The sequence below is a fragment of the Brucella daejeonensis genome (assembly GCF_014199265.1).
Lineage (GTDB): Bacteria > Pseudomonadota > Alphaproteobacteria > Rhizobiales > Rhizobiaceae > Brucella > Brucella daejeonensis.
This window is the reverse complement of the sequence record NZ_JACIJG010000009.1, coordinates 82,086-97,594: the sequence shown is the minus strand read 5'-3', so window position 1 is coordinate 97,594 and position 15,509 is coordinate 82,086. Positions and strand designations below refer to the sequence as shown.

Sequence of the window (15,509 nt, the reverse complement as noted above, 5' to 3'; positions counted from 1 at the left end):
TCGGGGCAAGTCCGCATACGGCGCGAAGAGGAACAGGCCGGTAATCCGGACCGAGGATGATTTTAAAAGCGGCTTGACGGGTCGCGTTAATGGAGGAGGGAACAATACTAATGGGTAGACGTGCATATGAAAAACTCGCGAAGATCTGTGCATCCCTGAACACATCCGAACAGGAATTGGCCTATTCCCTCGGCATTTCGCGAGTGGCGCTGAAATCGATAGATCGCGCCGATGCCCCTCTTTATCTGCGTCTGGCGTTGGCGGCACTGGTGTCCGAAATGGACCCGGACAAGGTGCTCAATGCGGCTGATCGGCCTTCGGAAGCGGAGGTCCCACTTTCCCTAGTGTCGGTAAGGTAGCGACAACAGCAACAGGTTCCGGGGGGTGCCGTGACAAAATCTTTCGTCTTGCTCCTATTGATTGGGTTGCTCGGCTTTCCGCAATTGGCTGTTGCCGCCTGTACGCGGACGGCGAGCGCGGGGGATCTGATGGCGCAACGCCAGCTTTCGGCCATACGGGCGATAGCCCGGAGCCGAGGATGCAAGGAAGGCGATGATCGGGGCGGCTTCTTCAATGCATGTCGCGATCTGACCCTGCGCATGGCAAACATCCAGCGTCAGCTCTCTAGCAGTTCGCTTGCGTCTCGCGGCTGTAGCGAGCGCACCGTGCGGAAAGCCGTCAAAGCCAAGCTTGACCGCTCCAGACCGTCTGCGCCGACTGCGGCGGACAGCCAGTCACGAACGCCTGCGACGGGCAGGAAAGGAGCGCTGACCTATTGCGTGCGCCTGTCGGACGGTTACCTTTTCCCCGCTCCGCATTCCCAGTTTCAGAAGTCCGACAATGTAGCCGAAACGATGGCGCAGTGCCGGTACATCTGCGAGGGCCAGAATGTCGATCTCTATGTCCTGAACGATCCGAATGGCGAAACGGGCGATATGGTGTCGGTTTCCACCGGCAAGCCTTATATCGAGCTGCCGACGGCATATAATTATCATGGCGACGGGAATTTCAGAAAATGCGACTGGGCGGGCTATATCGGCAAGATCAGTGAGTTGCGGGCCAATAGCAGAGGAACCCGCATGTTGAAAAACGTAGTTGTTCCGATGCCGGACAGCAGACCCGCCCGCAATAGCGATTCTGAAGTTCAGACAACATCTTTCGCACCGATTACCGAGCGCACCGTGCGCGTTGTCGGTCCGGCATTCATTTTCGATGACGGGGCCGGAGCCATCCGGTAATCAGCTCCGCTGAATGAAAATATACGTCTCGTCCAAGGCCAATTTGAACGAGACGTGTCGCGATTGAGACTGAGCGACCATCTTCCTGCCTGTAACCTCCTTCTACCGGGAAATTCCATTCTTGCCCGGACAATTATCGATCATTGCATTGCTTGAAATCTGTCAGTGTTGTTCGACCTGGAGGAGGTAGACATGAGCAAGAACCGTGGCGTCGTTTATTTGCGACCCGGGAAAGTCGAAGTGCGCGATATCGATGATCCAGCGTTGGCGGCACCAGACGGGAGGAAGCTGGAACATGCCGTCATACTGAAGGTTGTCTCCACCAATATTTGCGGCTCGGACCAGCACATGGTTCGCGGGCGCACCACGGCCATGCCGGGTCTTGTTCTCGGTCATGAAATTACCGGCGAAGTCATCGAGAAGGGCAGCGATGTCGAGATGCTCGACGTGGGCGATATCGTTTCGGTGCCGTTCAATGTCGCGTGCGGACGATGCCGTTGCTGCAAGTCGCAGGACACGGGCGTCTGCCTGACGGTCAATCCGTCGCGTGCCGGCGGTGCCTTTGGTTATGTCGATATGGGCGGATGGGTCGGCGGGCAGGCACGTTATGTGATGGTGCCATATGCGGACTTCAATTTGCTGAAATTCCCGGATCGCGAACAGGCGATGGAAAAAATCCGCGATCTGACCATGCTTTCCGATATCCTGCCGACAGGGTTCCACGGCGCGGTCAAGGCCGGTGTCGGCGTCGGGTCGATCGTCTATGTGGCAGGGGCCGGGCCGGTTGGGCTTGCTGCCGCCGCATCGGCGCGTATTCTTGGAGCCGCTGTCGTCATGATCGGCGACTTCAACAAGGAACGTCTCGAACATGCCCGCAATGTCGGTTTCGAGCCGATCGATCTCTCGGCGAGCGACCGGCTGGGCGACATGATTGCCGAAGTTACGGGCAGTAACGAGGTAGACAGCGCTATCGACGCCGTCGGCTTCGAAGCGCGTGGACATGGCGGTGGAGAACAGCCGGCAATCGTCCTGAACCAGATGATGGAAATCACCCGTCCGGCCGGTTCGATCGGTATTCCGGGGCTTTATGTCACCGAAGATCCGGGAGCGGTCGACAAGGCAGCAAAACATGGCAGTCTTTCACTGCGTTTCGGACTCGGATGGGCCAAGGCACAGTCGTTTCATACAGGCCAGACCCCGGTTCTCAAGTATAATCGCCAGTTGATGCAGGCCATCCTTCATGGGCGGCTGAACATTGCGGACATCGTCAATGCTCAGGTCATTTCGCTGGAAGACGCAGCGCAGGGCTATGAAAGTTTCGATCAGGGGGCGGCAAAGAAGTTCGTTCTCGACCCGCACGGCCTGTTGGGCAAGGCGGCCTGATAACGACATGACACGAGAGGTGCCGCTTCTGCGGCATTTCTCTGCTGATAATTCGTCACTCCTGCCTGAAGGTCATCCTCGGATACCGGGCAGCGCTACCACGACGGCTTATTTTTTGTGAGAATCTGTTCCAAAGGTCGCCATGAGCGGCTGCTTGTTTCAGGCTCTGAGGCCTTGCCGAAGCTGTTTCATTCGCCATATCTGTCGGCAGGGCAGCAGGGAAAGGTTCCATGGCTATTGCATTGAAACGCATCTATGAGGTTCCTTCGCCGGATGACGGCTATCGTGTGCTCGTGGATCGTGTCTGGCCCCGTGGCATGACGAAGGAAAAAGCCGATATAAATCTGTGGGCCAGGAATATCGCGCCTTCGGCCGATCTTCGTAAATGGTTTTGCCACGACCCTGCGAAGTGGAACGATTTTCAGAAAAGATATCGCGAGGAACTGGCAGGCAACAAGCCCGCCCTGATGGACTTGATCGCCAAGGCCAAAGCCAAGGGCGGACGATTGACGCTTCTCTATGGTGCGAAGGATGAAGAGCATAATCAGGCCGTAGTTCTGCACGAATTCATGCAGTCGCTTTGAAAGCTCCGGAGTGGCCTGAGCGCCTGGAGTTTTAGTCTCTACCCTCCGGTGCGCCAAGCGGAAACAGGTGGCGGAAAGGCCGTCTCAGCGGCCAGCGACTTCGAATTTGCTTGAGCGTATTCAATCGTTGCCGGCGCGATAATCCGCGCGATTGATGCCGTGCCGCTGCATCTTATCGTAAAAGGTCTTGCGTGGAATGCCGAGTGCTTCAATCGTTTCCTGAACATTGCCGTTGTGAGCCGCGAGCGTCTCACGGATGAGCGCTTCTTCATAGTGCTCAAGGCGTTTCGGAAGGCTTTCCTGTTTGTGGGGCGCCGGGCCGGAAGACGGAGACGCCTCGCAGACGCCAAGGGTCATTCGGTCGGCAAAATGCGCCAGTTCGCGGACATTTCCGGGCCAGTTGTGGCTCATGAGATGGCGGTGGGTCGCCGCATCGATCACCGGAATGTCACGATTGAAGCGCTTAGAGGCTTGCGTCAGGAAATGTGCAAAAAGTAGCGGAATGTCCTCCCGTCTTTCCCTCAGGGGAGGAATGGACAGGGTGACGACATTCAGCCGGTAATAGAGATCTTCGCGAAAATCGCCTCTTTGTTCCGGGTCGCCGAGATCTATTTTTGCCGCTGCAACGACGCGCAGATCGACGGGACGTATCTCATTGGTGCCGAGCGGGGTAACTTCCCGCATTTCAAGAACCCGCAGCAGTTTGACTTGTGTCGCAGCGGGCATACTTTCGATTTCGTCGAGAAACAGCGTGCCGCCGCTCGCGTGTTCGATGCGGCCAAGGCGTTTTTTCTGGGCGCCGGTAAAGGCGCCCGCTTCATGCCCGAACAATTCGCTTTCAATGACGGTTTCCGGTAATGCTCCGCAATTGAGGGCAACGAAATTGCCTTTGCGACGACGGCCCCAATTATGCAGCAATTGGGCCACGACTTCCTTGCCGCTTCCTGTTTCGCCGGCTACCAGCACGTCGACATCCGTGTCGGCGATATCACGCAGCGTGCGGCGCAGATTTTCCATGACCGGCGTCTGCCCGATCAGCGGCAGATCGCCTTCGGCGTTTTCCACGGCCTGGCGAAGCACGCGGTTCTCCAGCACCAACTGGCGCTTTTCCCATGCGCGGCGAATGCTGTGCACAAGCCGGTCGGCGGCAAACGGCTTTGTGATGAAATCGTAAGCGCCATCCTGTATCGCCTGCACAGCCATGGGAATATCGCCATGGCCGGTAATCAGGATTACTGGCAAATCCGCGTCGATTATTTTGATACGGGCGAAAAACTGTAGTCCGTCGATATGTGGCATCCGAACGTCTGTGACAATGATGCCGTCCTGATCTGGCCCGATTACCTCCAACGCGTCGGCGGCACTGGCAAAATCCGCAACATTGTAACCGGCAAGCTCCAGTGTCTGGCGCGTGGCGCGACGCAGAGCCGTGTCATCATCCACCAGAATAACGGAGGGCAATTTTTCCATCATGCTTTTCTCAGTTCGACGCAGAAAGCCGTGCCCGCCGCGCTGCTTTCCGCAGATATGGTCCCGCCGTAATCGGTGACGATTTCCTTCACGATCACGAGGCCGAGGCCAAGACCTTTTTCCTTGGAGGTGTTGAAGGGCGAGAACAGATTCTCGCGAATGTGCGTCGGCATACCCGGACCGTTATCCGAGACGGTCACGACCACCTTTTCCTCCCGTTCGTGAACGCGAACTTTTACCAGTCCATCATTTTCTTTTGAATCAACGGCTTCCAGAGCGTTCTGGAACAGGTTGATGAAGACTTGTTCGAGCCGGATGGAGTGGCCCGCGACACGCAGGCTCGGCGGCGGCAGTTCGATATCGAGCTGATCCATTCGCCCGGAGAAGCGGCTGCGCAACAAGACGAGCGCGCCGGAAATGACCTGTGCGAGCGGTGTGGGTTCGGACGGGGACCGGCCTTTTCTGGCAAGCGCTTTCAAATCTCCGGTGATGGTTCCGATGCGTTCCGTCAAGGCGGCGATTTCGTTCAGATTTTCGGTGGCGTCGGCAATTCGGTTACGTTCGATGAAGGTCCTGGCGTTGTCCGCATAAGCGCGGATCGTGGCGACGGGCTGGTTGATCTCGTGCGCCACGCCCGCCGCAACCTGTCCCATGATAGCGAGCCGATTGGCGTGAACGAGGTCCTGTTGCACCCCCTGCAGCATGATTTCCGTGCGCCGGTGACCGCTTACTTCCGCTTGCAGCCGGTCGCGCGCAAGGCTGAGGTCGCGGGTCCGCTCTTCAACGTTCTTTTCCAGTTCCGCCCGAATGCGTCGGGCATTGGCTATGCGCGCCGCGAGCTTCTGTCTGCGCCGCATCAGCAGGGCGGCAAGGGCGGCGAGGGCCGCAAGAATGATAAAGGCGAACAGGCGCGCTTCGCGAACTGCGGAGGGAATTTGCGGGCGTATCGGTGCGAGACTGTACATCTGCCACGGTGTGGACGGTACTGCGGAACGTATGGCAAGAAAGTCTGTCTGCCGTGTGTTGCCTGGCAACAGTGCGGCCATCGACAGCACATCGTCGCCGTCGATCGATTTCACCGATAGCGGGAGGGGCTGCAGCGGTGCGTCACCGAACTGCAGGCTGTCGCGAATAGGCTGGAGCTGCGCGGGCGTCATCGGACCGATTGTCATGAACCGCCAGGATGGAAGACTGGTGATCAGCACGATGTTGCGTTCGTCGGCAACGAAGGTGGGGCGCCCCGCATCGTTCCAGTCGCTCTCCAGCCGGTTGAATTCCAGCTTAACGACAATGACGCCAAGCGGGCCATCGGGGCCGTCGATGCGCCGGGATATGTAGAGACCGGGACGAAAACTGACACTTCCAAGGGCGAAATATTCTGCACTGCCGTTTTTCAGCGCATCGTGGAAATAGGGGCGAAACGTGTAGTCGTTCCCGACGAAACTGACCGGCCCGCGCCAGTTGCTGGCGGCGATGGCGATACCTCTCAGATCGACAAGATAGATAACTGCCGCCTGCGTGCCTTCGGCAAGTGTTTCAAACTTCTCATTCAGGGGATCGATAGTCGCCGGTGTTTTATCCTGAAGGGCGGCTTCCAGCGCCTCGTCCTTCGAGAGAACCAGCGGCAAAGCCCGCTGCTTTTCGAGAACGGCGCGTAGCAAGGCGCTGTTGAGATTGGCGTCGATCCGTGCTTGTTCGCTCAGCGCCAGAACCGCCCTGTCTTGCGCCGCGTTGCCGACGATCCAGAACGCCAACGCGAAAATCGCAGCGCAGATCAACCCGAATACTATCCATGCACGGCGGTTGGAGCCGTCATGATTGTCGGTTGTGGCTGCTTTCGTGTTCATCATCCCTATTGTGCATTATTTCACACATTTGAGAATACGGAATGTGCGAAATTTCGCACTTTTTTCTGATTTGACAGGGTAAAAAATAGGGTAATACATTTAAAATCATATACTTATGTCAATGGTCGCAAATTGGCACGAAGGTTGCAATCAGGAAATCGAACAGCGGCGCAGGCCGTTGGAATTCGAGACTGAGGCTCGGGGGGCTGGAAGAGATCCGGACTGAGCCGAACGGAGGATACCATGATTGCAGTATCAACTGGCACCGCGGAGCCGCGCGGTCCAATCCCATTTTACAAACACCTCTATGTGCAGGTATTGGTGGCGATTGCCGCCGGTATTCTGCTCGGTCATTTCTACCCAGAACTGGGCACGCAGCTGAAGCCGCTTGGCGACGCATTCATCAAGCTCGTAAAGATGATCATCGCGCCCGTCATTTTCCTGACTGTTGCCACCGGTATTGCCGGCATGAGCGACATGAAGAAAGTCGGTCGCGTTGCCGGCAAGGCGATGCTCTATTTCCTGACGTTTTCGACGCTGGCTTTGGTCATCGGCCTCATAATCGCCAATGTAGTGCAGCCGGGTGCAGGTATGCACATCGATCCGGCTTCGCTCGACCCGAAGGCAGTGGCTAACTATGCCGCCAAGGCACACGAACAGACTGTTACCGGCTTCCTGAGCAATATCATTCCGACCACGATTGTCGGCGCGTTCGCTGAAGGCGATATTCTGCAGGTTCTGTTCTTCTCGGTTCTGTTCGGTATTTCGCTTGCGCTGGTCGGCGACAAGGGCAAGCCGGTCGTCGATTTCCTCCATGTATTGACCGCCCCGGTCTTCAAACTGGTGGCAATTCTCATGAAGGCCGCTCCGATCGGCGCTTTCGGCGCCATGGCCTTTACGATCGGCAAATATGGTATCGGTTCGATTGCCAACCTCGCGATGCTGATCGGAACGTTCTACCTGACATCGCTGCTTTTCGTGCTCGGGGTCCTCGGCGTGGTCGCCCGTTATAACGGTTTTTCGATCACAGCGCTTATCCGCTATATCAAAGAGGAACTGCTTCTGGTTCTGGGCACGTCTTCGTCGGAAGCGGCGCTGCCATCATTGATGGAAAAGATGGAAAAGGCGGGCTGCAAGCGGTCCGTGGTCGGTCTTGTCATCCCGACCGGATATTCGTTCAATCTGGATGGCACGAATATTTACATGACGCTGGCCGCTCTCTTCATCGCGCAGGCGACCGACATTCCGCTGTCACTGGGTGACCAGATACTGCTGCTGCTGGTGGCAATGCTGAGTTCGAAGGGCGCAGCCGGCATTACGGGCGCGGGTTTCATCACGCTCGCGGCGACGCTCTCGGTCATACCCGCTGTTCCGGTTGCAGGCATGGCTCTGATCCTCGGTATCGACCGCTTCATGTCGGAATGCCGCGCATTGACCAATCTTGTCGGCAATGCGGTTGCAACCATTGTCGTCGCCCGCTGGGAAAACGAACTCGATACCGACAAGCTGGCTGCGGCGATGAGCGGTGCTCCCATGGTTACGGACGCTATTCCGCAGCTTGAACCGGCCGAATAGCAGCATGATCCGACCGGAGCGAAACGCGCCCTAACCGAGAAGCGCGTGTAAAATGGGACGGCCCGCTCAAAGCGGGCCGTCTGCGCTTTCAGCGATCGACCGGCTTGCCCTGGGTTATCAGCCGGGCGCTATGCTGCCCGGAGAGATAGGTCCAAAGCCAGCTCCACGCGACCGCGGCACGGCTGCGAGTTCCGATGAGAAAGAAAATGTGAGCGATACCCCAGAACCACCACGCTACGATTCCCTTTAACCTGAAACGCCCCATATCGACCACCGCCGCACCGCGGCCGATAGTGGCCAGATTGCCCTGGTGCCTGTAGCGGAAGGGCATTGGCGGCGTCTTTCCTTCGATACGGCTTTTGATGACCCTGGCAACATAAGCACCCTGCTGTTTGGCAGCAGGCGCGATGCCGGGGATTGGTTTGCCGTCTTCTCCTTCGACCCATGCGGTGTCGCCGATGACGAAAATATTGTCATGGCCCGGCACGTTGAGATTGGAGAGCACTTTCACGCGCCCGGCGCGGTCGCTTTCCGCATTTAGCCACACCGCCGCAGGAGAGGCGGCTACACCTGCGGCCCAGATTGCTGTTCGGCAGGGGACGAACGCGTCACCTACCGTCACGCCTTCGGCACGAATATCTTTCACCGGAATACCCAGGCGTACTTCGACGCCCAGTTTCTCGAGCGCTTTCAGCGCATAGTTCGAAAGGTCTTCCGGAAATGCCGCGAGAATGCGCGGTCCCGCTTCCAGCAGCATGACCTGCGACTGCCGTGTGTCGATGTTGCGAAATTCCGGCCAGATGGTCTGTTTGGCAAGCTCGGCGATGATCCCCGCAAGCTCGACACCGGTCGGACCGCCTCCGACGATGGCGAATGTCAGGAGCGCCTTTCTCTTCGCTTCATCCGTTTCGCGCTCGGCCTGTTCGAAGGCGAGCAGCAGGCGACGCCGGATCGTGGTTGCGTCCTCAAGCGCTTTTAGTCCGGGTGCGAGCGCTTCCCACTGATCGTTGCCGAAATAGGCATGACGCGCACCGGTCGCGAGCACCAGCATGTCATAAGAGATTTCAGCGCCATTTTCGAGACGGACTTGACGGCGTTGGGTGTCGACGCCGGTCACGGTTCCAAGAAGCGTCGCGACCTCCTTGCGGTCCCGAAACAGATGACGGATAGGCCAGGCGATTTCCGACGTGGCCAGAATGGTCGTCGCGACCTGATAGAGCAGGGGCTGGAAAAGATGGTGGTTGCGCTGGTCGATCAGCGTTATTCGGGTATTCGTACCTTTCAGATCGTGAACGAGTTGCAGGCCGCCAAAACCGGCGCCGACGACGACAATATGAACTTCGCTGCTTTCCGCCATCCTACCTCGCTTATCCTCCCGTTCGTAAAAACGAGAGCGACCTCAAGAGACACAGCCAGTGTGGCGAATCCGAAATCCGTATTACTTTGGAGCGGTGTTGCGAATGAATTTCGGATTCAAAGTCACACGAGTGACTGTACTGTGGCATTGTAGATAAGTCAGCCGAAATCCTTTTCCATTAGGCGTAGGCAGGGCGCCAGCGCGGAACTTCTTGGAGCCTGTTCCAAAAGTCGCCATATATGGCTGCAAATGCCGGGAGCATCAAACGCTGGATAATGCCAGTAAGTCTTGGCGCAACTGGTCGGCACTGAAAAGCTTTCGCTCGACCTCGGCATGTGTCGTTTTCCAGATTGGAACCGCCGCGGCCAGCGTTGCCTTTCCGGCAAGCGTCAATTGCAGGAGCCTTTCGCGCCTGTCGTTGGGATTGACAATGATTTCCACCCATCCCTGCCTTTGAAGGGGCTTCAATGCTGCCGTCAGGGTTGTCTGGTCCATGGCCAGAAGCTCGGCGACCGGTTTCATTGGCGGCGGGCTCGGACGGTTGAGCGACATCATCAGGGAGAATTGGCCATTGGTCAGGCCGACGGGGCGCAGAGCTTCATCGAACTGGCGGGCGAGAGCGCGCGCGGCGCGCTGAACATGCAGGCAGAGGCAGGTGTCCCGGACCAGAAGTGTTGTTTCAAAAGGCACATCGAGGGTATTTGACATGCTCAATTAATATTGATATCAATGCAAATCGTCAAGCGGGAAGATTTGTATAGACACAGGCAGGGGCAAAAGCCGGAGGAGGGCTTGCACCATGAACGAGGTCGTATCCCGAGAAGCATGGCTGGAGGCGCGGCGCACGCTTCTGACCAGGGAGAAGGAAGCCACTCATCTGCGGGACCGGGTCAACCGTGAGCGACAGGCGCTCCCGTGGGTCAGGGTGGATAAGGATTATACATTCAATACACCGTCGGGACGCAAATCGCTTTCCGATCTTTTCGACGGGCGCAGCCAGCTTATGGTCTATCATTTCATGTTCGGCCCCGATTGGGAGCAGGGTTGCACGGGATGCTCCTTCCTTGCCGACAGTCTCGACGGCACGGTAGCTCATCTCAACAATCACGACGTGACGCTGGTAGCGGTTTCCCGCGGTCCTTTATCCAAGCTGGAAGCCTACAGTAAGCGCATGGGATGGCACTTCCCATGGGTGTCGTCCGAAGGCAGCGATTTCAATTTCGACTTCCACGTTTCATTCACGAAGGACGAACTTGAAAATGATCGCGTGTTCTACAATTTTGACAGGCTTGCGCCTGAAGATGCCTTCGACGAACTGCCCGGCATGAGCGCCTTCTACAAGGATGAAACCGGCGCGATCTATCACACCTATTCGAGCTACGCTCGCGGCATCGAGGAGTGGATCGGCACATTGATGATACTCGACCGCGCACCGAAAGGGCGCAATGAGAACGGGACGATGCATTTCGTCAAGAGACACGACGAATATGCGGCCAACACCTCCAAACACAGTTGCTGCGCCTGATCGCTGGTTCACGCAGGCAATTCAGGGAGAATATCCGATGAATAATAGTACATCTCCGTTCGTCTGGTACGAACTGATGACGAACGATGCGGGTCAAGCCGAGGAATTCTATACGAATGTGGTCGGCTGGACTGCAAAAGACGCCGGTGTTCCGGGCATGAAATACACCTTGCTCGAAGTGCCGGGCTGCATGATCGCGGGCATGATGTCCGTGGCCGATCTGCCGAAGGACGATTGCGGCGGTCAGCCCGGCTGGATCGGCTATGTCGGCGTCTCAAGCGCCGATGAATATGCCCGGAAAGTGGAAGGCGAGGGAGGAAAGATTCTCCGGGCAGCACAGGACATTCCCGACATTGGCCGCTTCGCTATCGTGTCCGACCCGCAGGGCGGTGTTTTTGCGCTCTTCGAGCCGAAAGACGATACTGCTCCGCCAGCCGATTATGGATCGCGCAAGCCGGGGCATCCGGGCTGGCACGAATTGCAGGCACAGGACTGCGAGAAAGTTTTTCCTTTTTACGAAAAGGTGTTCGGCTGGAAGCTTTCGAGAGATTTCGACATGGGGCCGATGGGAAACTATAAGGTATTCAGTGTCGATGGCGCCGATCACGGTGGCATCATGACGGCTCCGCCCGGTGTCCCGGTTGGATGGGGCTTCTATTTCATGGTGGATGCGATCAATGCCGCCGCCGAGCGCGTGAAGGCCCGAGGCGGAACAGTTGAGAACGGACCGATGGAGGTGCCGAACGGCGAATGGGTCGTCCAGTGCCGCGACCCGCAGGGCGTGAGTTTTTCGCTTGTGGCGCCGAAGCAATAAGATGGCTTCTTCCGATTGACTGCCGGTACATTTGCGATGAATGGATAGAACATCGAAATGTACCGGCGGAACATACATATGCATGAGAGACGGATGGGCCATTCTCAACCGGCGGGAGCAGCCTACGCCGCCGATATCGGAGGCTCGTTCATCAGGCTGGCGCGGTCAAAGCAGGATGGAAACCTTATCCTGCTTGAAAAACTGCCGACACCGGCGGACAGCTGGGAGAAATTCTGCGAGGCGCTGGCAATGGCGCTTCTAGCCCACGCGCCGGACGATCTCGGACCGCTTGCGCTTTCCATTGCCGGGCTGGTCGATCCTGTCACGACTGCTGCTTTTTCCGCCAATATTCCCTGCATCTCCGGTCACCGACTGAGCGTAGAGCTTGGTGAAATCCTGCAAAGGCAGGTGATCGCGGCAAACGATGCGGATTGTCTGGCGCTTGCCGAAGCGGTTGAAGGTGCTGGCAAGGGGCACGAGATTGTCTTTTGCGCCGTCCTGGGCACAGGCGTCGGTGGTGGCCTGATTGTCAATGGACAGTTGGTCCGGGGGGGCGGTGGGTTGACTGGCGAATGGGGGCATGGCCCTATCTTGAATACGGTGGTGGAGATTGAGGGCGAACCTGTATCCGTTCCACGCTTCAGGTGCGGTTGTGGGCAAAGCGGTTGTGTCGATACGATAGGCGGGGCGCGGGGAATCGAAAAACTGCACCATTTTCTGAATGGCGGCGCTGCGGACAGCCGCGCCATCCTGCGGCAATGGCAGGACGGGCATCGTGAGGCAAACCGGACCGTCGAGGCCTATCTGCAACTGGTGGCCGATCCGCTTGCCGCTGTGGTCAATATAACCGGCGCTTCCATCATTCCGGTCGGTGGCGGACTTGCTACTGCGGCCGGGTTGATTTCGGCGCTCGACATTGCGGTGCGGGCGCGCATCCTGCGAAAGACAGACAGCCCGGTCGTTGTGCCCGGCAAGTTCGGCAGTGAAGGCGGATTGATCGGGGCGGCGATAATGGGGCATCGGCAGTGAGCGCGATACTCGAAATCTGTGTCGATAGCGCCGATGGCCTTCATGCGGCAATTGAAGGCGGTGCCGACCGTATCGAACTTTGTTCCGCTCTGGAACTCGGCGGACTGACGCCTTCCCGGGCACTGATGGATGTTGCAGCAAGAGCTCCAATTCCTGTTTATGCGATGATAAGGCCGCAGGCTGGCGGCTTCTGCTTCTCTGCCCGTGATGAAGCCCTCATGCTGGCCGATATTCGCAATGCGAGAAACGCGGGTCTGGCCGGAGTAGTGTTGGGAGCTTCCTTGTCCGACGGTTCGCTCGATCTTGCCATGCTGAAAAAACTGACTGCCGAAGCGCAGGGACTCGGAACCACGCTGCATCGTGTCTTCGATCTCGTTCCAGATGTGGGGATCGCTCTGGAACAGGCAATTTCGCTCGGCTTCGAGCGAATCCTGACATCGGGCCAGTCCGGGACGGCGGAGCAGGGGGTGGACGTTCTACAGCGGTTGGCCGGGATGGCTGGCGGACGTATCGGAATTATGCCGGGTTGCGGCGTTAATCCGGAGAATGTCGGGCGGATATTGCAGGCTACGTGCGCCACGGAGATACATGCGTCCTGCCGTGAGAACGCCGGGGAAAAGGATAAACGCGCCATCGCGTTCGGATTTGCTTCCGCACGATCCTCACGGACATCTGCCTCGAAGGTCCGTGCCCTGAAAGCAGTGATCGCAAAGCACTGGGGCAGCTATCAGCAGGCTACATCAGGGAAATGAAACTCGCGCGGTGTTGCAAGCATATCCAAACCCTATTGCCACTCCACAAGAGTTTGAGTAGAAGTATCGCTACATCAAGAGTTGGGGCGACGCCCAACGCCAACCTGCCTCTCCGGGCAAGGTGGTACTCTCTTTGAAGGGAGGATGTGGCCAACCGGCAATTATACGGATCAAGCCACTCGCGTCCGCTCCGACACAAACTAGGGACCGATGCGACCATGCCGATTAAAATTCCTGATGATCTGCCGGCGACCAGTGTGCTCGAAGCCGAGGGCGTTATGGTCATGCGCGAAGCGGATGCCGTCCGTCAGGATATCCGCCCGCTGAAGATCGGTCTCCTCAATCTCATGCCTAACAAGGTCGCCACCGAAACGCAGATTGCACGCCTGCTCGGTGCGACGCCGCTTCAGGTGGAGCTGACCCTCGTTCGTATCACCAATCATGTGGCGCGTCATACGCCAGCCGATCATATGCTTTCATTCTACCGCCCCTGGGAAGAGGTAAGCAGCGAACGTTTTGACGGGTTCGTCATTACCGGAGCGCCCGTTGAGCGCCTCGAATTCGAGGAAGTGACCTATTGGGATGAAATGCAGCGGGTCTTCGACTGGACGCAGACGCATGTGCACCGGACGCTGAACATATGCTGGGCCGCGCAGGCTGCCGTTCATCACTTTCACGGTATGGGCAAGTACGAGCTGTCGGGCAAGGCATTCGGCGTCTATAGCCAGCACAACCTTTCACCTTCATCACCTTATCTTCGCGGCTTTTCGGATGATTTCAAGATTCCGGTATCGCGTTGGACCGAGGCGCGAAAGAGCGATATTCCTGCCGAAAGCGGCCTTAAGGTGCTGGTCGACAGCCCGGAGAGCGGCCTTTGCCTGCTCGATGATCCGCGCCATCGCTCGTTGCATATGTTCAATCACGTGGAATACGATACGACGTCGCTGGCCGACGAATATTTCCGCGATATTCAGGCACAGCCGGAGACGAGGCTTCCGGCGAATTATTTCCCCGGCGACGATGTCACCCGCCAGCCCGAAAACCGCTGGCGCAGCCACGCACATCTGCTGTTCGGAAACTGGATCAACGAGATGTACCAGTCCACACCATACGACCTCGAACAGATCGGACGTTAGAGCGCGTTTCGATCTGATTGAATGAGATCGGCGCTCTAACTATTTGTTTTTGCGCGCATCCCAAAAACCGTTTCACACTGTTTGGAATGAGCATCCAAGATGCGCAAGGCATCGTATAAGATGCGGCTCGCTTTACCGAGCGTGAGGCCTATCAGTTGTGCGACAAAGCCCCTCAAAAGGCAAAAGCCCACGCTCCGACATTTGTGAGGAAGTCGGGGGCTGTATTCAGCCATTATGTTGTCAATCGAGGACGTAGCAAGCCTTGGCCTTGCCGCGTGCAGGGTCGCCGAAGGCGCGGTTATCGCACGGAACGCCGTTGCGGAAGACACCTTCCGTGAAACGACCATTTGCGCCATAGCGGACGCGCTTGCGACCGTAGAAATCGCAGAACCCGCCTTCTTTCGCGCAACGACTCCAATCGCGATCGTCGTAGCGATCATAACGGCGCGGACGATCCGGCCTGTTCCAGCGATCTTGCACCACGAAGGAGCAGCTCTTCTTTTTGCCGGGGGCCGGATCGCCAAAGACACGGTTCGAGCAGGTAACTTGCGGTCGGTCGATGAAGCGCGACGTATTCTGTCCGCCGGTGCCGTAGACCACTTCAGCAGGGTAAGGCAGCTGGCAGATTCCATTCTCGCTTGCGCAGCGCTGTAGTTCGGCCGCAGACGCCGGCGTGACAAACGGAGAAAGGACGGTCACCAAGCCGCCAAGCCATAGTGAAACAACAGTCGTGTTGAGTGCGGGTATCATGATTAGTCCCTCTAGTATCGATGAAATATGCTTTAGTTGCGTTAGCTTG

The 15,509-nt window shown here is 57.5% G+C and carries 15 protein-coding genes and 1 riboswitch; of the genes, 10 read left to right on the top strand and 5 right to left on the bottom strand.

Translation table 11 applies throughout. The features are described from left to right. The first annotated feature begins 110 nt into the window (after positions 1-110). The 4 genes from FHS76_RS13105 (at position 111) to FHS76_RS13090 (ending at position 3,205) form a co-directional block, all read left to right on the top strand. Entirely contained in the window at positions 111-359 is a 249-nt protein-coding gene (locus tag FHS76_RS13105) for a hypothetical protein (RefSeq protein WP_183653218.1), read from the top strand. A 30-nt stretch (positions 360-389) separates the two neighbouring features. Next, the gene (locus tag FHS76_RS13100) at positions 390-1,238 is read left to right on the top strand and encodes a DUF2865 domain-containing protein (RefSeq protein WP_183653216.1); all 849 of its coding nucleotides are present in this window, start codon (positions 390-392) and stop codon (positions 1,236-1,238) included. Between the two features lie 192 nt (positions 1,239-1,430). Then, entirely contained in the window at positions 1,431-2,621 is a 1,191-nt protein-coding gene (gene fdhA / locus FHS76_RS13095; RefSeq protein ID WP_183653213.1) for a formaldehyde dehydrogenase, glutathione-independent, read from the top strand. 230 nt (positions 2,622-2,851) lie between these two features. Next, positions 2,852-3,205, top strand: coding sequence for a DUF488 domain-containing protein (locus tag FHS76_RS13090; protein ID WP_183653209.1), 354 nt, complete (start codon positions 2,852-2,854; stop codon positions 3,203-3,205). 120 nt (positions 3,206-3,325) lie between these two features. Here the strand turns inward: FHS76_RS13090 and FHS76_RS13085 are convergent, their stop codons facing one another. Together FHS76_RS13085 and FHS76_RS13080 are read right to left on the bottom strand one after the other, a co-directional pair. Further along, entirely contained in the window at positions 3,326-4,675 is a 1,350-nt protein-coding gene (locus tag FHS76_RS13085) for a sigma-54-dependent transcriptional regulator (RefSeq protein WP_183653469.1), read from the bottom strand. After that, entirely contained in the window at positions 4,675-6,522 is a 1,848-nt protein-coding gene (locus FHS76_RS13080; RefSeq protein ID WP_235992661.1) for an ATP-binding protein, read from the bottom strand. Before FHS76_RS13080 ends, FHS76_RS13085 begins: the two co-directional genes overlap by 1 nt. 243 nt (positions 6,523-6,765) lie before the next feature. On the opposite strand from FHS76_RS13080, the gene FHS76_RS13075 reads away from it, so the two are divergent. Continuing rightward, positions 6,766-8,097: a dicarboxylate/amino acid:cation symporter gene (locus FHS76_RS13075; RefSeq protein ID WP_183653203.1), complete on the top strand. Its 1,332-nt coding sequence runs from the start codon at positions 6,766-6,768 to the stop codon at positions 8,095-8,097. A gap of 88 nt (positions 8,098-8,185) precedes the next feature. Here the strand turns inward: FHS76_RS13075 and FHS76_RS13070 are convergent, their stop codons facing one another. Both FHS76_RS13070 and FHS76_RS13065 read right to left on the bottom strand, forming a co-directional pair. Next, positions 8,186-9,454: an NAD(P)/FAD-dependent oxidoreductase gene (locus tag FHS76_RS13070; protein WP_183653199.1), complete on the bottom strand. Its 1,269-nt coding sequence runs from the start codon at positions 9,452-9,454 to the stop codon at positions 8,186-8,188. Positions 9,455-9,715: 261 nt separating this feature from the next. Further along, complete coding sequence (locus tag FHS76_RS13065; protein WP_183653197.1) at positions 9,716-10,162, bottom strand: MarR family winged helix-turn-helix transcriptional regulator; 447 nt, start codon at positions 10,160-10,162, stop codon at positions 9,716-9,718. 91 nt (positions 10,163-10,253) lie between these two features. Here FHS76_RS13065 and FHS76_RS13060 point away from each other — a divergent pair, with 91 nt between their 5' ends. The 5 genes from FHS76_RS13060 (at position 10,254) to FHS76_RS13040 (ending at position 14,710) form a co-directional block, all read left to right on the top strand. After that, positions 10,254-10,979: a DUF899 domain-containing protein gene (locus tag FHS76_RS13060; RefSeq protein ID WP_183653194.1), complete on the top strand. Its 726-nt coding sequence runs from the start codon at positions 10,254-10,256 to the stop codon at positions 10,977-10,979. A gap of 37 nt (positions 10,980-11,016) precedes the next feature. After that, positions 11,017-11,793: a VOC family protein gene (locus FHS76_RS13055; protein WP_183653190.1), complete on the top strand. Its 777-nt coding sequence runs from the start codon at positions 11,017-11,019 to the stop codon at positions 11,791-11,793. A 93-nt stretch (positions 11,794-11,886) separates the two neighbouring features. Continuing rightward, positions 11,887-12,822, top strand: coding sequence for an ROK family protein (locus FHS76_RS13050; protein WP_235992659.1), 936 nt, complete (start codon positions 11,887-11,889; stop codon positions 12,820-12,822). Continuing rightward, complete coding sequence (locus tag FHS76_RS13045) at positions 12,819-13,574, top strand: copper homeostasis protein CutC (protein ID WP_183653184.1); 756 nt, start codon at positions 12,819-12,821, stop codon at positions 13,572-13,574. Before FHS76_RS13050 ends, FHS76_RS13045 begins: the two co-directional genes overlap by 4 nt. A 66-nt stretch (positions 13,575-13,640) precedes the next feature. Beyond that, a riboswitch (SAM-I-IV-variant riboswitch) is annotated at positions 13,641-13,749 on the top strand. Between the two features lie 43 nt (positions 13,750-13,792). Continuing rightward, entirely contained in the window at positions 13,793-14,710 is a 918-nt protein-coding gene (locus FHS76_RS13040; protein ID WP_183653181.1) for a homoserine O-succinyltransferase, read from the top strand. 240 nt (positions 14,711-14,950) lie between these two features. Here the strand turns inward: FHS76_RS13040 and FHS76_RS13035 are convergent, their stop codons facing one another. Continuing rightward, positions 14,951-15,460 carry a hypothetical protein gene (locus FHS76_RS13035; RefSeq protein WP_183653178.1) on the bottom strand — a complete coding sequence of 170 codons (510 nt, stop codon included), beginning with the start codon at positions 15,458-15,460 and terminating at the stop codon, positions 14,951-14,953. Positions 15,461-15,509 lie beyond the last annotated feature (49 nt).